The 18996-nt window shown below is 39.8% G+C and carries 20 protein-coding genes; 12 read left to right on the forward strand and 8 right to left on the reverse strand.

Translation table 11 applies throughout. The annotated features are described in order from the left end of the window. The first annotated feature begins 12 nt into the window (after positions 1–12). Positions 13–381 (forward strand): translation initiation factor, encoded by a 369-nt coding sequence (locus tag NMK36_RS19670; RefSeq protein WP_072719868.1) that lies wholly within the window; start codon positions 13–15, stop codon positions 379–381. Positions 382–393: 12 nt separating this feature from the next. Then, on the forward strand, positions 394–1011 hold the full coding sequence (locus NMK36_RS19675) for a 7-carboxy-7-deazaguanine synthase QueE (RefSeq protein ID WP_222425243.1): 618 nt from the start codon (positions 394–396) through the stop codon (positions 1009–1011). Between the two features lie 111 nt (positions 1012–1122). Here NMK36_RS19675 and NMK36_RS19680 read toward each other — a convergent pair whose 3' ends face one another. The 4 genes from NMK36_RS19680 to psbD form a co-directional block, all read right to left on the reverse strand. Continuing rightward, complete coding sequence (locus tag NMK36_RS19680) at positions 1123–1764, reverse strand: Bpu10I family restriction endonuclease (RefSeq protein WP_083580057.1); 642 nt, start codon at positions 1762–1764, stop codon at positions 1123–1125. A 60-nt stretch (positions 1765–1824) separates the two neighbouring features. Then, positions 1825–2706, reverse strand: a complete 882-nt coding sequence (locus NMK36_RS19685; protein ID WP_367997218.1) for a DNA cytosine methyltransferase — start codon at positions 2704–2706, stop codon at positions 1825–1827. A 126-nt stretch (positions 2707–2832) separates the two neighbouring features. Continuing rightward, on the reverse strand, positions 2833–4215 hold the full coding sequence (gene psbC, locus NMK36_RS19690; RefSeq protein ID WP_072718779.1) for a photosystem II reaction center protein CP43: 1383 nt from the start codon (positions 4213–4215) through the stop codon (positions 2833–2835). Further along, a complete protein-coding gene (gene psbD, locus NMK36_RS19695) occupies positions 4199–5257 on the reverse strand; it encodes a photosystem II D2 protein (photosystem q(a) protein) (RefSeq protein WP_072721612.1) in 1059 nt (352 codons plus the stop codon). Before psbD ends, psbC begins: the two co-directional genes overlap by 17 nt. Positions 5258–5599: 342 nt before the next feature. Here psbD and NMK36_RS19700 point away from each other — a divergent pair, with 342 nt between their 5' ends. From NMK36_RS19700 to NMK36_RS19720, 5 genes are all read left to right on the forward strand, one after another. Next, positions 5600–6166, forward strand: a complete 567-nt coding sequence (locus NMK36_RS19700) for a photosystem I assembly protein Ycf4 (RefSeq protein ID WP_072719870.1) — start codon at positions 5600–5602, stop codon at positions 6164–6166. A 35-nt stretch (positions 6167–6201) separates the two neighbouring features. Further along, positions 6202–6963, forward strand: coding sequence for a peptidylprolyl isomerase (locus tag NMK36_RS19705; protein WP_190519255.1), 762 nt, complete (start codon positions 6202–6204; stop codon positions 6961–6963). Positions 6964–7079: 116 nt separating this feature from the next. Further along, positions 7080–7262: a hypothetical protein gene (locus tag NMK36_RS19710; RefSeq protein WP_254174466.1), complete on the forward strand. Its 183-nt coding sequence runs from the start codon at positions 7080–7082 to the stop codon at positions 7260–7262. 137 nt (positions 7263–7399) lie between these two features. After that, on the forward strand, positions 7400–8521 hold the full coding sequence (locus NMK36_RS19715) for a beta-ketoacyl-ACP synthase (protein WP_072719873.1): 1122 nt from the start codon (positions 7400–7402) through the stop codon (positions 8519–8521). 123 nt (positions 8522–8644) lie between these two features. Continuing rightward, positions 8645–9778: a DNA cytosine methyltransferase gene (locus NMK36_RS19720; RefSeq protein WP_072719874.1), complete on the forward strand. Its 1134-nt coding sequence runs from the start codon at positions 8645–8647 to the stop codon at positions 9776–9778. Here NMK36_RS19720 and NMK36_RS19725 read toward each other — a convergent pair. Next, a complete protein-coding gene (locus NMK36_RS19725) occupies positions 9767–10234 on the reverse strand; it encodes a DUF29 domain-containing protein (RefSeq protein WP_072719875.1) in 468 nt (155 codons plus the stop codon). The genes NMK36_RS19720 and NMK36_RS19725 overlap by 12 nt on opposite strands. 194 nt (positions 10235–10428) lie before the next feature. Continuing rightward, positions 10429–10950, reverse strand: coding sequence for a DUF4149 domain-containing protein (locus NMK36_RS19730; RefSeq protein WP_072719876.1), 522 nt, complete (start codon positions 10948–10950; stop codon positions 10429–10431). 260 nt (positions 10951–11210) lie between these two features. On the opposite strand from NMK36_RS19730, the gene queC reads away from it, so the two are divergent. Next, complete coding sequence (gene queC / locus NMK36_RS19735) at positions 11211–11891, forward strand: 7-cyano-7-deazaguanine synthase QueC (protein WP_072719877.1); 681 nt, start codon at positions 11211–11213, stop codon at positions 11889–11891. Between the two features lie 66 nt (positions 11892–11957). On the opposite strand, the gene NMK36_RS19740 is transcribed toward queC, so the two are convergent. Then, positions 11958–12155, reverse strand: a complete 198-nt coding sequence (locus NMK36_RS19740; protein WP_072719878.1) for a hypothetical protein — start codon at positions 12153–12155, stop codon at positions 11958–11960. A 560-nt stretch (positions 12156–12715) separates the two neighbouring features. On the opposite strand from NMK36_RS19740, the gene petJ reads away from it, so the two are divergent. Both petJ and NMK36_RS19750 read left to right on the forward strand, forming a co-directional pair. Further along, positions 12716–13120, forward strand: a complete 405-nt coding sequence (gene petJ / locus NMK36_RS19745) for a cytochrome c6 PetJ (RefSeq protein ID WP_083580069.1) — start codon at positions 12716–12718, stop codon at positions 13118–13120. Positions 13121–13267: 147 nt separating this feature from the next. Beyond that, the gene (locus NMK36_RS19750) at positions 13268–13927 is read left to right on the forward strand and encodes a hypothetical protein (protein ID WP_072719880.1); all 660 of its coding nucleotides are present in this window, start codon (positions 13268–13270) and stop codon (positions 13925–13927) included. Between the two features lie 25 nt (positions 13928–13952). Here the strand turns inward: NMK36_RS19750 and NMK36_RS19755 are convergent, their stop codons facing one another. After that, complete coding sequence (locus tag NMK36_RS19755; RefSeq protein ID WP_254174467.1) at positions 13953–14969, reverse strand: aldo/keto reductase; 1017 nt, start codon at positions 14967–14969, stop codon at positions 13953–13955. Between the two features lie 421 nt (positions 14970–15390). Between NMK36_RS19755 and NMK36_RS19760 the strand changes: the two genes are divergently transcribed. Both NMK36_RS19760 and NMK36_RS19765 read left to right on the forward strand, forming a co-directional pair. Next, a complete protein-coding gene (locus tag NMK36_RS19760; protein WP_254174468.1) occupies positions 15391–17373 on the forward strand; it encodes a CBS domain-containing protein in 1983 nt (660 codons plus the stop codon). Between the two features lie 90 nt (positions 17374–17463). Further along, positions 17464–18984 carry a diguanylate cyclase domain-containing protein gene (locus tag NMK36_RS19765; protein ID WP_302184698.1) on the forward strand — a complete coding sequence of 507 codons (1521 nt, stop codon included), beginning with the start codon at positions 17464–17466 and terminating at the stop codon, positions 18982–18984. Positions 18985–18996 lie beyond the last annotated feature (12 nt).

The following is an 18996-nucleotide window of genomic DNA, read 5'->3' on the forward strand; positions in this document are numbered from 1 at the left end:
TTTTTACGGCTTATGGCTCCCTCAAAACGTCACTCTCAAGATCAAACAAACTCTAGTAAAAACCGGATAGTTTATTCAGAGTTTGGGGAATCTGCAAACTCCCCGGCTTTAGAACGTGCCCTTCCTGAACTTCCCCCTAATCAACAAAACTTGAAAGTTCAAGCCACTCGTTCAGGGCGGAAGGGAAAAACCGTGACGGTGATTAGTGGATTTCAAACGAAACCGGAAACATTAGAAGGGTTAGTTAAACAGTTAAAAACCCAATGCGGAGCAGGGGGAACGGTTAAAGAAAATACGATTGAAATTCAAGGAGATCACCGTCAAAAAGTGTTAGAATTTCTGATAAAATTAGGATATAAAGCTAAAATGAGTGGAGGATAAATTAGTAAGATTTTGAGGCTTGAAATTCCAGTTCATGAAACCTTTCAAAGTACAATTCAAGGCGAAGGATATTGGGCCGGAACCCCGGTGGATTTTATTCGTTTAGCCGGGTGTCCGGTGGGTTGTCCTTGGTGTGATACGGGCTATGCCAATGGGGGGATGAATTTACCCCGTCAAGTTCGATCTTTTCAGGATTTAATTACAGAATTGCGATCGCCTAGAGTCGTAATTTCTGGGGGAGAACCGTTTATTTATGCTCAACTTCCGGCTTTAATCAATACCATTGAAGCGACGGGAAGAAGCGTTTCCATTGAAACATCAGGCTCCTTTTGGCAAGATATTTCTAATTCTGTTTGGGTTACGTTAAGTCCAAAACATCATGTTAACTGGAAATATCCGGTTGTTGAGTTCATGTGGAAACGGGCATCAGAGATTAAACTGGTGATTGAAACGGGAAAAGAATTAGAATTTTATGCAGAATATTTAACGCTTAACCCTCAAATTCCTGTCTTTTTACAACCCGAATGGACTCAACGTGATCGCACCTTTCCTTTAGTATTAGACTTATTAAAACAATTTCCTCACTATCGATTATCCGTGCAACTTCATAAATATTTGAATGTTCCTTAATTATACACCATTTTTTAGGGATAGATAATGAAAATATGGAAGCTGTGATCGCCCACTGGTTTATCAGCATTCATACCTTGACACCATTGATAGAAAGATCCTAACTATTCATCAATCAATCACAACCACTGGAATATCAAAAAGATGCGTTTCCACATTACCTGTAACTGTAGCTTCTGAATAGCTTTCTGGTTCTTGTTGAACAAAGGTCACCAATTCACCAGGGGTTTCATCTTGTTCGGGTGGGGTTGCTGCTTCAAAAGATGCTTGAATTGTTGCTCCAATCACAAAATCATGATCCTTCTTCTCAATGCGTGCGTAAGGTCGCTTTAACATTTCCGAGTATTTAGGAGAAACAAAGAAAATATCTTTGAAAGTATGAGATTTTCCAATTAGAGCATTTGAGCCAAAATCTCTAACTAAATCTTTAAATAAATAGTAAAGAAACTCCTCTAATACACTAGAGTGAAGGTTAGATCGAGAATCAAATTTTTCAGCATAATGTTGCTGATCTAAAAAATCTTTATAATCTGAGAGAAGTTTGACCCTTTGGGCAATAATTTCATTATCCTTGTCTGTTGGTGTTGAAGTTGGCCCAATTAGTTCGAGATTAGCTGAGTGCCATTGATTATACTCAGTTCTAATCTCCGTGAGAAATTTCTTACTCTCAACATCTTGATATTTTTTACGATTACTTTCTTTTTGTTGCAGATTAGAACCATGAACTAAAGGGTTTCTATCACTTGTGGACATAACTCTAATTTTTTTGTCAGATGGAGTGCAATTGCTTTAGCCAGTAAGGGAGGAACAGCATTACCAAAAAGATTGAATTCGCGCTCCTTCCCGTGCTGTTAAATTCCGGTGTTGGAAGGGATGAAGAAAATTAGCATAAAATGAGGCAGTGATGGTATGGGATGGTTTATGGGGGTACAAACGGCGATTATTTTGATCGTAAGTTTGACCAGATAATTCTCCATTCCCGCTTCGATGTCTTGCCCCATATTCTTTGGATACATTAGCACTTGATTCCCCCCATTTAATCTGTTTAAAGCGTTCTACAAGTCTTTGAGAATGATCCATTGCAACATGATTATAGATTGTTTGGCTCCCCTTTCTGAGCCAGTCTTGATAAGGATTTTGAGATGCTAAACTATAAGGCAATTCCTCTTGACCTTCACGGGCATTCAAAGGTGGTAAATCTGATATAGCATCCCATAGAGTTAAAGCGGGGAATAACTGCTGATCCGGTAATATAGATAATTGTAAATGATTAGAATTAGAGTCATTTATAGAATGGGACTTGGGTGGAAAACCCATTACTTTTCCCCTATTATTTCCTACAATAAAAACACGCTCTCTGATTTGAGGTACACCATATTCAGCAGCATTTAATAACCAAATTTCAACAAAATATCCTAATTCTTCAAAGGTCTTTTTAATCAGATCTATGACCTTTATTCCTTCACCATTTTTGCGAGAGAGCAAACCTTTAACATTTTCCATGATAAAAGCTTTAGGTTGCAGAAAACTAATCCATTGAGTAAAGTTAATAAATAGGCTATTTCTAGGATCTTGAGGATCTTTGTGGGCTGGCCCTGCAATACTAAAACCTTGGCAGGGAGGGCCACCAATAATAATATCTGGTTTAAAGGTGCAAATGTCTTTAACGTGGCTTTCCGTATTAAAATGACAAATATCACATTTTTAATTGTAATAATACTTATTAATTCCAAATAAATTCTAATGAAAAACCCCACCTGATTCTTCAGGCGGGGTCTTTGATTAACGATCTACACTGTCATCAGACATCAGGATTAAACCTTAGTCTAAATTAGGCATAGAAAGTACAGCTTCTGATTTCCGGTCAATACCTTTCTCAAAACCAGCCACCGCAGCACGAGCGCGACCTGCGTGCCATAAGTGACCAATTAAGAAGAAGAAGCCCATAATGAAGTGGAAACCAGCCAACCAAGCGCGGGGGTTAACATAGTTAAACCCTTGAGCTTCAGTAATGATCCCGCCCACGGAGTTAATAGAACCGTTAGGAGCATGAGTCATGTACTCAGAAGCGCGGCGAATTTGCCAAGGTTGGATATCGTTTCTCAGCTTATTCAGGTCAAGACCGTTGGGGCCACGCAGAGGCTCTAACCAAGGGCCACGGAAATCCCAGAAGCGCATGGTTTCACCACCGAAGATGATTTCACCTGTCGGAGAACGCATCAGGTATTTACCTAGACCTGTAGGGCCTTGAGCAGAACCGATATTGGCACCGAGTTTTTGGTCACGGACTAAGAACACAAAGGACTGAGCTTGAGAAGATTCAGCGTTTGTGGGGCCGTAGAACTCGCTAGGATAAGCGGTGTTATTGAACCAAACATAAGAAGCGGCGATAAAGCCCATCAGGGACAGAGCGCCTAAGCTGTAGGACAGATAAGCTTCTCCAGACCAAATGAAAGCGCGACGTGCCCAGCCAAAGGGTTTGGTGAGGATGTGCCAGATTCCGCCAGAAATGCAGATCAGACCAATCCAAATATGACCACCGATGATGTCTTCCATGTTGTCAACACCGATGATCCAGCCTTCTCCACCGAAGGGAGCTTTGGTCAGATAGCCAAAGATCGCCCCTGGGTTGAGGGTTGGATTAGTAATGATGCGAACATCACCACCACCGGGTGCCCAAGTGTCATAAACACCGCCAAAGAACATGGCTTTGAACACCAACAGGAAAGCACCCAGACCTAACAGAATCAGGTGATACCCGATAATATTGGTCATTTGGTTTTTGTCTTTCCAGTCGTAGCCAAAGAAAGAAGAATATTCTTCTAAAACTTCAGGGCCACGAACGGCATGATAAATCCCGCCTAAACCGAGAACCGCTGAGGAAATTAAGTGCAGAACCCCAATCACAAAATAGGGGAAGGTATCAATGACTTCACCACCAGGGCCAACACCCCAACCGAGGGTTGCCATGTGGGGGATCAGAATCAAACCTTGTTCATACATGGGCTTTTCAGGAATGAAGTGAGCCACTTCAAACAGGGTCATTGCCCCAGCCCAGAATACGATCAAACCAGCGTGAGCAACGTGAGCGCCCAGCAACTTACCAGACAAATTAATCAGACGAGCGTTACCCGCCCACCAAGCAAATCCTGTGGAATCTTGGTCACGGCCGCTGACATAAGAAGTATTAGAGAGCGTTACCACGCGGTAATACCTCCTCCGGGAAAATAAAGTTTTCGTGGGGTTGATCCGCAGGAGCCATCCAAGCCCGCAGACCTTCATTTAACAGAATGTTCTTGGTATAGAACGTTTCAAACTCAGGATCTTCGGCTGCCCGTAATTCTTGGGAGACGAAATCATAAGCCCGCAGGTTGAGTGCTAAACCGACAATACCGATGGAACTCATCCACAGTCCCGTGACAGGCACGAACAACATGAAGAAGTGTAACCAACGTTTGTTGGAAAACGCAATCCCGAAGATTTGTGACCAGAAGCGGTTGGCGGTCACCATAGAATAGGTTTCTTCTGCTTGAGTCGGTTCAAAAGCCCGGAAGGTGTTGGCTTTGTCGCCATCTTCAAACAAGGTATTTTCCACCGTCGCTCCGTGAATGGCGCACAGCAGCGCACCACCGAGGATTCCCGCGACTCCCATCATGTGGAAGGGATTCAGTGTCCAGTTATGGAACCCTTGCAGGAATAGGATGAAGCGGAAGATTCCCGCCACCCCAAAGCTAGGGCCAAAGAACCAGCTAGACTGACCCAAGGGGTACATCAGGAACACACTGACGAATACCGCAATCGGCCCAGTGAAGGCGATGGCGTTGTAGGGACGAATGCCGACTAAGCGGGCAATTTCTAACTGACGCAGACAAAAGCCGATCAGGGCGAAAGCACCGTGCAGAGCCACAAATGCCCACAGTCCACCCAGTTGACACCAACGAGTGAAGTCCCACTGAGCTTCTGGCCCCCACAGGAACAGCAAGGAATGTCCTAAGCTGTTGGCGGGGCTACTAACAGCGGCTGTTAAGAAGTTACAGCCTTCTAAATAAGAGCTTGCTAAACCGTGGGTGTACCAGGAAGTAACAAAGGTTGTTCCGGTTAACCAGCCACCAAGGGCTAGATAAGCACAAGGAAACAGTAGAACTCCTGACCAACCCACGAAGACGAAGCGATCGCGTTTGAGCCAGTCGTCGAGGACATCAAACCATCCTCTCTGAACTTGCGGCCGTTCGACTGCTATAGTCATTTCAGAACGATCCTCTTGGGTTATCTAAAACATTATCCTTTGTGAACTACCCCATAATCAATCGGTTTCTCGATTTTTGATGGGGCTGATCGTTTCACTGGTTTGACCTTCTGTGGAAATCAATCCGAACGCAGTTCGGCCGAAGGTCTTACAAAGCAGTTTTTTTCCCTTGCGAGACCAACTGTTCAGCGATCGATCGGATGCTTTGAGTCTACAGATGGTGTCCTCGGTTAACCGGGGGACATTTAGCGGTAGACTATTAAGCAAGTTAACATAACTATATATTACAGTTAACAATTTTTGCAAAGGTGTTGACTGTGAAGATTTACACTCTTACGTTTCATGAGTACCCAAACAAAGACTACAACGAATCAAATCCTTGATCAGAAAGTTACGGGTTCCCGTCGCTTCAGCAACTACTGGTGGGCCAGTGTAATCACCATTGGTGGGACTGGTTTTCTCTTATCGGGTATATCCAGCTATTTGAAAATTAATCTTTTACCCTTCGCCGATCCGACCCAACTGATCTTTATCCCCCAAGGAATTGTCATGGGGTTATATGGAACAGCAGCCTTGTTACTGGCTTTGTATCTATGGCTGGTGATTCTGTGGGATTTAGGCGGTGGATACAATGAATTTAATCGGGAAACGGGAAAGATTCATATTTTCCGGTGGGGCTTTCCGGGGAAAAACCGTAAAGTTGAATTCAATTGCAACGTTAATGAGGTTCAATCAATTCGGGTAGATATCAAAGATGGACTCAACCCCCGTCGAGCGTTGTATCTCAAACTCAAAGACCGTCGAGAAATTCCCTTAACCCGTGTAGGCCAACCCCTGCCTTTGTCAGACTTAGAAAATCAAGGGGCTGAATTAGCGAAGTTTTTACAAGTTCCCTTAGAAGGACTGTAAAATATCCGACTGCACAAAAAAAATTGAGACCTAAAATGAAACAATTCAACACACAGCACTGGTTTTTACCGCTCCTGCTCTTATGTGTGTTAATCGTGGCGGGCTGTAGTTCTACGACAACTTCAGCAGAAACTCAAGCTCAGAACAATCCATCTGTCGAGCAGACCCTTACTCCCAGTTCTCCAACTTCAACCCAACCTATGGCAAATTCACCCCAATTAAACGGAAAAGCAACGGTAGTAATGACGGTCAATAAATCGCCAATTACTATTGAAATTGATGGCACTAATGCCCCCATTACCGCCGGGAACTTTGTCGATCTCGTTAATAAAGGGGTTTATGATGGTCTAGCTTTTCATCGGGTTGTCCGTGATCCTCAACCCTTTGTGGTGCAAGGGGGCGATCCTCAAAGTAAAGATCCTAAGTTTCCCAGTGCTAGATTAGGGACTGGGGGATTTATTGATCCCAAGACATCCAAAGAACGGATGATCCCCTTAGAAATTAAGCCCAAAGGTGCAGAACAGCCGATCTATAGTAAAACCTTAGAAAGTGCCGGAATCCAAAAAGCTCCTGTTTTATCCCACAGTCGGGGTGCAGTAGCCATGGCTCGTTCTCAATTCCCTGATTCCGCTTCTTCTCAGTTCTATTTTGCCTTAGCAGATTTACCGTTCCTGGATGGGAGTTATGCGGTTTTTGGTTATGTTACCGACGGGATGAATGTTGTTGATCAAATTAAACAAGGCGATCGCATTCAGTCTGCTAAAGTGACCCAAGGGTTAGAAAATCTGAAAAATTAATAAACTGTCAAAAATTGTAAACTTTTAGTTTCCCAGGGTGGGTAAGGATCTCAAACTCAATCAAGCTGGATTGGGATTAGTATTTTTACTCACCCTTCTTTGATCTATCTGCTCCCATGGGACATTTACCTTGCTTGATGCCAGAAGGTGAACAGTGGAAAAATAATAATCTTTATAGTGAAATTGGTAAGATTTTCTGTTTTTTAGAGAAATTTGAACATTGTGATTATTTGGGATTATGCGAACAGAACCGTTATCAGAAAGTTTGGATGAAAAACCGATTTTCAACTTCTGTTTAAAATTAATCAGATTCCCTATTTTCTTTTCCCTTCTGTTCCCTGTTCCCTGTTCCCTTTTGTAGCATTATTTTCAGGATTTCATATTAGTTAGAGTTAATTCTGACTCTCGGTTGTTGAAGACAGATTACTCATCAATAATGAATGTTGTTGTTACTGGTATTGGTTTAATCTCAGCATTAGGGAATTTAGAAACAACCTGGAAAGGATTGCTATCGAGCCAATCAAGAATATTACCTTATCAACCTTTTCCTGAACTTCTGACCCAACCCCTCGCTTTAATTCATGATATTCCGTCTCATCCTACGGAATTATTAGAAAAGGCGATCACGGATGCGTTAATGATGGCTGATTTAACTCCCCCTTTACCCGACTGTGGGGTTGTGATCGGTTCGAGTCGGGGATATCAAGGAAAATTAGAACAGTTAGCAAGGGGGGAAGAGAATATTAATTTAATTAAATTTAGGGATTATTTACATTTTAATATTGCTGTAAATGCAGCTAAAAAAATCGGATCTACAGGAATTATTGTATCACCAATGGCTGCTTGTGCTACAGGAATTTGGGCGATCGCTCAAGGATTGGAACTGATTCAAACCCAACAATGTCAGCGTGTGATTGTCGGTGCGGTAGAAGCACCTATTACCCCGTTAACGTTAGCCGGATTTGAACAAATGGGAGCGTTAGCAAAAACAGGTTGCTATCCCTTTGATCGAAATCGAGAAGGATTTGTGTTAGGGGAAGGAGCGGCTATTTTGATCTTAGAATCAGAAGATTTAGCACAACAGCGAAAAGCTCAAATTTATGGGAAAATTTTAGGATTTGGATTAACCAATGATGCGGCTTACAGTAATAAACCAGACTTTAATCAAAAAAGTGCGATCGCAGCCATTAAAACTTGTTTAAAAAATAGTCATTTATCTCCTGATAAAATTAATTTTATTCATGCTCATGGAACTGCAACCGCATTAAATGATGACTATGAAGTTAAATTAATTCAACAATTATTTCCTCAAGGCGTTTCCGTCAGTTCGACAAAAGGGGCGACCGGACACACATTAGGAGCGTCAGGATCGTTAGGAGTCGCATTTGGTTTAATGGCATTAAATTATCAACTTTTACCGCCTTGTGTTGGATTGAAAAACCCTGAATTTGATTTAGATTTCGTGACCTCAGTTCGTTCTAGTTTTGTCAGAAATACGTTATGTTTTAGTTTTGGTTTTGGCGGACAAAATGCTATTATTGCACTCGGTAAACCTTAATTAAAAATTAACTAGATTTAACAGATTGAATTTTAATCGAACTCACTAGACTTATGGATTGAGTTAACAAAGTTTACAACCACTGCTATATACTATAAATTATCCCTAATAATCCAAATAGAAATGCTATTAACTGAACGTTTATCTCAAGTCAAATGGAAATATACCTCCTCAACATTGTCTCTTTTTTCAGGATGTGGAGGAATGGATTTACCCTTTCATAAAGCAGGATTTAAAGTAGTTTGGGCGATTGATTCTAATGAAAATGCTTGCCAAACTTTTAAACGGAATATTGCAGATGTAATTGTTCATAATCAAATCGAAAATATTGATATTTCTGAAGTACCTGACACAGATTTAATTACGGGAGGTTTCCCCTGTCAGGACTTTTCAATGATTTGGAAACGTCCTGGTTTAGAAGGAGAACGAGGAAATTTATATACTTATTTTCTTAAATTTGTGCAAGCGAAAAGACCGAAAGCCTTTATTGCTGAAAATGTCAAGGGATTATTAAGTGCGAATAATTATAAAGCCATTCAACGGATTATTTCTGAATTTGAAAATATTGAACCGGGATATTTAGTTAAACCGAAACTTTATAATTTTGCTGATTATGGGGTTCCTCAATTTCGAGAACGGGTGTTATTAGTTGGAATTAGAAAAGATACCGGATTTAATTTTATTCATCCCCAACCGGAATATGGGTTAAATCGAAAATATCCTTATCGAACTGCATCAGAAGTATTAGCCGGGGTAGAAAAAGTTCCTTATAATAATGAACATCAAAAAATCCAACCGAGAACCATTGAAATTTTAAAACGGATTAAACCTGGAGGAAATTTTACTGATATTCCGAAAGATAGCGAATATTATGTTAAAGGAATGATTAGTCATGTTTACCGACGTTTACACCCTGACCAACCTTCAACAACTATTATTGCAGGTGGTGGCGGTGGAACTTGGGGATATCATTATAAAGAACCGAGAGCATTAACTAATCGAGAACGAGCTCGGTTACAATCGTTTCCAGATAATTTTATCTTTGAAGGATCATTTACTGAGGTTCGCCGACAAATTGGGAATGCAGTTCCTCCTGATGGAATTGTTGCGTTAGTTAAAGCGTTAATTCCTTTATTTCAAGGTAATTATGAGCGAGTTAATTTATATGAGTTGAGTCAAGATTTACAACAATTATCAATTAAAGAACGTTTAAAATTAGCCAATCAAGAAATGTGTGAATTAGTATCACTCCGGTAAATAATCTGGGTTTAATGTATCTTCTTGAGAAAATGGAGATTCTACAGGAAAAGTATCGACGGTTAATCCTGTTTCATCAGCCGTTAATTCTCTTGCATCTTGATAACATTCTTCAAAAACATCAAGAAAATATCGCTTTAAACTTGGGCTATTTTTAAAATCGTCTCGTAATCTTTTTCGATGTTCTCGAATAGTAAATAGCCAACTATTCGTTCGTTTCTCAGATTGATACTTATATTTTAATAGGTGGATTAATAAAATTCTGAGATTACTTCTGATAGCCTTTTTTTCACTTCTGACCATAGCTTCTAATTCTTCAATTAAATTAACCATATCAACTTCAGCTAATTTTCCCTGTTGTAACTGGTGAATAGTATTCATTAACCAAAGATGATAATCTTCTTCGTATAAACTTGAATTGGGTTTAGATTCTGTGATCGGGAGTTTGGTTGTCATGGGATATCCTAGACTCAGTTAGATTTAATTATAACAACTTAAATAAAAAAGTTGGGTTAAGGAAACAAAACCCAACTTACTGTTATTTTAAAGATATAACCCTCGTGCCTGGGGTGTTAGGACGTAGACTGATACTAAAACTGTGCGCCGTACACTCTTCTTTTCCTCCCTGTTCCCTGTTCCCTGCTATAAATTTAGAACGTGATATCGAGTTTACTGTGATTACGATAACACCAGCCTAAAATTGTGCCTAAAAGGGATAATTTAATCAGTTCTAGGGTAAAATAACCCCAGTGGAGTTGGTTCATGCCATCAGGAATAGCAGTTAACCCATTAAAGAGGTTGAGGTTAATTCCTAACGCACTCATTTGAGGGGTGAGAATGTAGGTGTAAATCATCGTAATCGCTAATAGGAAAAAGGATAATCCGGTCAGTGTCCGTAGGCGATTACTAAATTTTTCAGGAAGGTTCATTGCTAATGCAATTAAACCGGTTAAACCCACTGCTGCACAGACTAGCTCAACCCGGTTAAAGACTGAAAAAATCAGTGTTCCAGTAGAGGTAAATCCTGTATCTTCCATCATGCCTGAAACATACATTGTCGGCATAATTACAAAGTCAAGAATTAAGCTACCTGCCATCCAGAACGCTAAGGTTCCTAATACCAAAGTTAGCCAGCGCGTGGGATGATATTCTAGTTTAGAGACTGTAGCCATAGTAAAAACTACCTATGTATAGAGATATAATTGCTGTCTTTAAATTTAGTGTAGCGAAAATTTCAGAGATAGAATGTGAAGTATTTTGTATAATAAAAGTTTACAAAATTATAGAAATGTTTAAATATTGATTTTAAAGCCAGCTTGTCCATTTGGGAGCTTTGTAAAAATTGTAACTTGCAGAGGGATGCGATCGCTTTATTTTTTGTTAAAATTAACTTAAATAAAATCAACATTATTAAAAAGGGAAAAAGACTCTAGTGAAAGCAGTTATTTTATTGTCGGGTGGTTTAGATTCTTCTACGGTTTTATACCAAGCTAAAGCAGATGGGTGTGAATGCTATGCGATTTCTTTCGATTATCAGCAACGACATCGAAAAGAACTCGAATCAGCCCGAAAAATTGCTGAATGTGCAGGAGTCATAGAACGTCAAGTTGTTACCTTTGATCTCACCTTATGGGGAGGCTCTGCATTAACAGATAATCACCTCGATTTACCCCAGGATAGATCGATTGAAAAGATGGCTGAAAGTATTCCCGTTACTTATGTTCCGGCACGAAATACTATATTTTTAAGCTTCGCTTTAGCTTATGCAGAAGCGATTGTTGCTAGTCGGGTTTATATTGGAGTAAATGCTTTAGATTATTCGGGTTATCCTGATTGCAGACCCGATTATATTCAATCAATGGAAGAAGTCTTTCGCTTAGGAACAAAACAAGGTCGAGAAGGCAATCCAATTACGATTGAATCCCCCCTGATTCATTTAAAAAAAACAGAGATTATTCAACTGGGTAATCATTTAGGTGTTCCTTGGGAATTTACTTGGTCTTGTTATGCAGGACAGACAAAAGCCTGTGGAACTTGTGATTCTTGCCGTCTGCGATTAGCAGCCTTTTCAGAACTAGGGTTAACTGATCCGATTCCCTATATTAAAAGTTAAATGAACTCAATAAAAGAGAAGGAATAATAGAGTTTTATTCCCTAACTTCTCTGGGTTTTAACTTGTTTAATCTGTGATTTTGATTTCCCCTGTATATAACCCCCTTTGGAGGGTATAAACTAACTGTTGTTCGTGTTCATCGAGTTTGCGTAATAACCAATACCTCAGTGCATATCGTTCTTGACGACTCATGGATTGAGTTCTTAAAATTTGCTCGACCATTTGCTTGAAACTTAAAGCAGAACAGGATATAGGTTCAGACATAAACAGACCCAAAGGCAATCCATTAAGCCTTTTTAATATCTGTGATTGAGCGAATCTATCCAATGATTTCTGTGGCACTGTAGGTGTGATCATTCTCATCATGAATCAGTAAGCTGGATCACAAATGCAGAATATCCTGTTAAATTCAGTATTATTACTCACTATAGCAATCCCAAATAGGTTGTGATAATTTAAAACTGATATGAAACAGCTAGAAGTATTACCCCTGTTCCCTGTTCCCTGTTCCCTGTTCCCTGTTCCCTGTTCCCTGTTCCCTGTTCCCTGTTCCCTTTTGAGCAGAAATTTTGGATACAACTCAAATAGGATTGCTATAGCTGTTATCATTTCCGTTAACACCTAGCAGTTTTTGCTTAGGGAGTGAGGTGATTACAACTAAGTATTATTTTCTGGCGAAAGCTTTCCCCCCAGATTAACTTTATGGTATGGTTCAACAAATTAGAAGCTCGTTGGTTTCTCTGTCGAGGGACATACCGTGTTTTTATTGTAGATGTAAAATCTTTGTGTTACCAGTTGCCTATTTCGGATTCAAGGAGATTCAATTGAAAAAATTATTATCAGTTTTTATTCTAGGTTTTGTATTGTTAACGTTAATCCTACCTCAACCTGTATTAGCAGAAGAGGCGTTAAATGGATCTCAAATTTTTTCTAATTCCTGTGCTGCCTGCCATATTAATGGAAATAATGTGGTTGTTGCTAATAAAACTTTAAAAAAAGAAGCTTTGGTTAAATACCTAAAAGGATATGAAGAAGATGCTCAAGCCGCAATTGTCAATCAAGTAACCAATGGTAAAAATGCGATGCCTGCCTTTAAAAATCGGTTAACGGCTGAACAAATTAAAACCGTTGCTGATTATGTTGCTACACAAGCAGAAAAGGGATGGTTAAGTTCCCCCTCTCAAACCGAAGGAAGACCGGATGTGGAAAAGTCAGGAGAATTAAATTGATTGATTTGAGAGGTAAAATACCTTGAAAATTACAGTTAGGATAGAGTTTTCAAAGGATTTAAACCTTAAGTTAAGGTAATTTTTAAAGGGAATCAGTTAACAATTCTCCCCCTATTGCTAAAATAAGGGGGAATTATTAAATCAACTATGCAAGATAGCCCAGAACCCTTAAAACCGTCACGGAACCCTGTCGATGGGTGGAAGTTAGCTGAGTATGTTTCTGTTGGGGGAACCGCACTTGGAACACTGATTGCGGCATGGTATCAGCCGGTTCTCTATGCGCTGACTCCCCTCAGTGCGGCGTTGCTGTTCAATCTTGTCAATCGTCAACGGTTTGAACAGGATATGCGTCAAAGTCTGGATGCAGCAATTACGGATGTTCACGGGGTCGTGGAATCGTTGCATGAGCAACTGCAAACCTTACCCCCAGAATCGAATGAACTTGATCCGATTACGGATGTGCTCACGGAGTTACAACGGGTAACTCAACGGTTAGAAAAAAATGCGTTGCGACAAGAGGATTGGGAAGTGATGAATGTGCGGTTTCAGTTAATGCAAGAAGCTATTGATAAATTGAAGACCTCAACACAAACTTCTACCCCTCATTGGGAAGGACAGGAACATCAATCCTTAACAACAGCTTTAGAAGCCTGGGTAAGTCAATCTGTTGCAGATTCAGCTACAATCCACACTCAAATCGATCAGCTTTCTCAACAAGTTAATACCTTACAAACCGAACAAAAAACCTTAATTAAACCTTATCTAAAACGATTGGTTCGCGCGGTTCAGGCGTTAAAAAATTCTTAGGAGTTAATTGATAACCCTCAACAAATTATCGATATTCATCTCCACAGTCACCAATGATTTGCATTAAATCACGGGATTGGTAAAAAATAGAATTCAGGGTTTGATCATCCTCAGAATCAAGACTAAATTCAAAGACTTTAGCATTGTCTTCAATATGTTGAGAAATACCTAATCTTGTCCCTACCATTGCTCCGGCGACGGTGGGTTGTTCGAGGATATAACGAACGGCTATATTAGGAATAGTAACGTGATGTTTTTGGGCGATCGCATTCAGGGTTATTAATAAGGTTTGGAATAAACTCCATCCTCCCCAAGCATCAATCATATTTTTATATTTTTTCAAGCTAACGGTTTCTAATCGCAATTTATTGGGTTCAGGTTGATCCAGATATTTTTCGGATAAAAATCCTCCACAAACAACACCATAAGGCAGTAATTTGATATTGTGAGTTTGACAAAACTCGGTCATTTTAGCTAAAGGACGACGATCAATTAGGGAAAACTGTACTTGATTGGATACAATGTTAATGTTATGTTCAACAATAATTTTTAAATGTTCTGTATCGAAATTGGTTAAGGCTAAATGCTTAATTTTGCCTTCAGTTTGTAACTCTGCCAGATAATGTAAAGCGTCTAAATAATTTTGATCTTGATAATCCCACCAATGAAATTGTAGTAAATCGAGACAGTCTACCCCCATCCGTTGACGAGAAATATCAATATTTTTTTCCACAATATTTTTTGTCATTTTCCCCGGACGAGGAACCCATTTTGTAAAAGCTTGAAGTTGGGATAATGCGGCTTGTCCACGAGTTGCAATTAATTGTCGTCTAAACTCCCCAATAAAATCCTCCGCCGGGCCATAATGATCGGCGAGATCCCAAGTCGTATATCCAGCATCCCAGTATTTAAACATACTCTCAATGGCTGTTTTGCTATCAATCCGTCCATGAGATCCAGACACTTGCCACATCCCATTTAAAATGCGACAAATATTCAGGTCTTCTGTCAATTGAAATCGGCTGGAAACGGGTAATTTCATGTTCTACGTTTAAAAAAATCGGCAATACATTCAAGGTAAAATTTCGACTAGCTTATAGGAGATCTTAATCAATCTTTGCGTTTTAAGTAAAGGGTTAAGGTCGGAAATAAAATTTTTATTAATCTTTTATAAATCCGACTGATCGGACATTGTAAAATACAATATTATCAATTTTTGAGGATATGTCAACCCCTATTAATAAAATGTGACGGATTGTTTTGTCACAAGCTCCTTGAGCGAGATTCTACTGGACTCGCCAAGAAGTAGAAGAATAAAGTTCAATTGAGTTTTATCCCAATCCGATGAATTTAAGCCACAATAGAATTTTAAGCAGTATCTTTTGTGGCAATCTGGCAGATAGCAGTCAGGGAACGTGTCATAAAAAATTCTGATTTCAATCACAAAAATATAGTAATCAGCAATGCCATCTAATTTACTGATTGTAACATCAGATACCCCCAGTATAGATGCGATTAACCTCATGAACCAGAGGGATCATGACTGTATTTTAGTCATTGATGAACAACGACTGATCGGGATTGTGACTGAACGAGATATTGTGCGGGCAATTGCAGCTGAAATTCATTTTGATCAAGTCCCCATTACCCAAGTGATGACAGCCAATGTTATTACCTTATTGGAATCAGAAGCGGCGGATTCCTTAAAAGTAATTCAACAATTTAATCACCATAAAATTCGCCATTTACCCATTGTTAATCTTCAGGGTGAAGTTATCAGAATCATTACCCCCAAACAGATTCGTGACCGTCTGATTCCTTACGATTTACTAAAATTAAGACGGGTGGAGGATGTGATGCAAATTCGGGTGATTCATGCCCCTCCCAGCACGTCTATCAAACACTTAGCCAACTTGATGATCACCTATCAAGTGAGTTGTATTGTGATTACCCAATTACAAAATCAAGGACTGATTCAACCGATTGGAATGATCACAGAGCGAGATATGGTGCGATTCCAACAATTGAATCTTAATTTTGAATTAACCCTTGCAGAAACGGTGATGACTTCACCCGTAATTGCTATTGCAGCCCAGGATTCTTTATGGTTAGCCCATCAACAAATGCAGCGTCATCAAATTCGGCGATTAGTGGTGACAACGGCTGAAGAAAATTTAATCGGAATTGTGACTCAAACCCATATTTTACAGGTTATTGATCCGTCAGAATTACTAGAAACAATTGATATTTTACAACATACCTTAGAAGTTCAAACGGTACAACTTAAACAAGAAATGCAGCTTGTACAAACCTTAGTTCAGCAAGAAGCTCGTTATCATCACTTACTCGATAGTTTTCCTGAATTTGTCTGTTGTTACACCGTTAAAGGAAGCTTAACGTTTATTAACCAAGCCGGTTGTCAATATTTGGGTCAGTCGGCTTCCGAATTACTCGGACAAAGTATTTTTTCCCTATTTCCCGATCATGAACAAAACCTGGGGCTAGAGCAAATCACCCATTTGTTAGAAACCCAAGAAACCCTAAGCTATCAGTCTTGTCTGACAGAGGAATCTAATCAACAACGCTGGTTAGAATGGACGGTGCAGGTGATTCCCGATGAGATGGGACAGAACTGGGAATTTCAAGCGATTGGTCGAGATATTACCAAACACAAGCAAGTTGAACTTCAGCGACAACAAGTTGAAGCTGCCTTAAGTCAATCGGAAGCAGAACTGCGGGCTGTTTTTGGGGCAATGTCGGATTTAGTCTTAATTTTAGATGAGGAAGGACGGTATCTCAATGTGATTACGAATAATCCCCATATTCTGTATCTACCCGTTGATCAAATTTTAGATAAAACACCCCAAGAAATTTTTCCTGAACCCCTCGCAACTCAAATGTTAGAAACTGTACAAAAAGCGATCGCCACTCAAACCACAGCAACCCTAGAATATTGTTTGGAAATTGGCGGAAAAAATAGTTGGTTTTCGGCTAATATTTCTCCCCTTTCTTCCTCCTCCGTTGTCGCGGTGATTCGAGAGATTAGCGATCAAAAACGAGTTGAAGAAACCCTACAAGAAACCAACTTGGCTTTAGCAGAAGCCCAAAAATTGGCTCATTTAGGGAGTTGGTCTTATGATCTGCTCACCCAAGAGATTCAGTGGTCAGAGGAAAGCTTTTGTATTTATGGGTTAAGTTCCGATCATCCTGTTCCCACCTATGAGGAATTATTACAAGTTTTTACCCATCCTGATGATCGAGAACTCATCCGTCATCGCATGGAAAAAGCACTTAACGAAGGTCAACAATTTCAACAGGAAATCCGTATTTTTCGCCCCGATGATTCTCTGCGTTATCTTTTAATCAAAGGCAAAGTGATGAGGAATGAACAAGGTCAAGTCATTCGCTTATTTGGAACGTTATTAGATATTACAGAACGCAAATAAATCGAAGAAACCCTGCGTCAACTCCTGAAACGAGAACGAGTTGTTACGGAAATTACCCAACGGATTCGCCAATCTTTAAATTTAGAAGAAATCTTAACTACAACCGTTACAGAAATTCGCAAATTATTACAAACGGATCGGGTTTTAATTTATCGGTTTGAACCGAATGGAAATGCCCTCGTAATTGTACAATCCGTTGGTGTGGAGTGGATGTCTTTATGGGGTCAACAAATTCCCAGCAGCTATTTAACTCAAGACCAATGTATTATCCCCTTTAGTCAAGGGTGCCTTCATAATATTTCTGATATTTATACGGCCCATCTTAAATCCGATCAGTTACAGTGGTTTGAACAGTGTCAAGTCCGGGCGTGTTTAGGAGTTCCGATTATTAAAGGTGAACTATTGTGGGGATTTTTAATGGCTCACCACTGTACTTGTCCTCGACAATGGGCCTATTGGGAATTAGATTTACTTGAACAAATTTCGGCTCAAGTTTCTATTGCTATTCATCAAAGTCAATTGTATGAACAAACCCAAGAACAAGCGCAACGGGAAAAAGGATTAAGACGAGTGATTCAAGCGATTAGTCAGCCCTTAGACTTAGAAACAATTTTCTCAACAGCGACCTTAGAAATGGGTCAACTCTTAAATGTTGATCGAGTGTCAATTGCTCAATATATCCCCGATCAAAACCACTGGATTATTGTGGCAAGTGCCACTCAAGGCTCTCAAATTCATGATACCATCGGAATTATTATTCCTGATGATGATAATTTAATTTCCGCCCAAATCAAGCAACAAAAAGTGATTCGGATTTCTAACTTTCAACAGTATGCTGATCAACCGATTAATCAGAATTTAACCGAGATGAATCCGGGCGCTTTATTGATTGTTCCATTATGGGTCGGTTCCTCAATTTGGGGAAGTTTAAGTGTCTATCGTCATCACCAAACTTGGATTTGGCAAGATACCGAAGTTGAATTAGCTTGTACGTTAGTTGAACAATTGCAAGTTGCCATTCAACAATCTCAACTCTATCAACAGTTACATATTGCTAATCAACGTTTAGAAGGTTTAGTCATGATGGATGGACTGACTCAGGTGGCAAATCGACGTCGATTTGATGAATATTTAGAGCAAGAATGGAAGCGAGGTACGCGAGAAAAACAGCCTTTATCATTAATTTTTTGTGATGTAGATTATTTCAAGTGTTATAATGATCAATACGGTCATTTAGCCGGAGATGAATGTTTAATTCAAGTTGCCCAAGCCATTGATCAATCTGTTCGCCGTCCGGGGGATTTAGTCGCTCGTTATGGGGGTGAAGAATTTGCAGTTATTCTTCCTCAAACCTACATCCAAGGGGCTATTCAAGTCGCTGAAATTATCGCTAATACCCTTAATTCCTTGCAGATTCCTCATCCTGAATCACCCCTGAGTTCACACTTAACTCTCAGTATGGGAATTGCCAGTTTCATGCCTTCGGTTCATAGCTCTCCTCAAGTTTTAATTGAAGCGGCGGATCAAGCCCTGTATCAAGCCAAAGCACAAGGTAGAAATCGTTATATTGTCTATACATCTCCTGAATCTGCGTCTGAATCTTCACATTAATTATTAATTTTG

The organism is Planktothrix pseudagardhii (genome assembly GCF_904830925.1).
Classification (GTDB): domain Bacteria; phylum Cyanobacteriota; class Cyanobacteriia; order Cyanobacteriales; family Microcoleaceae; genus Planktothrix; species Planktothrix tepida.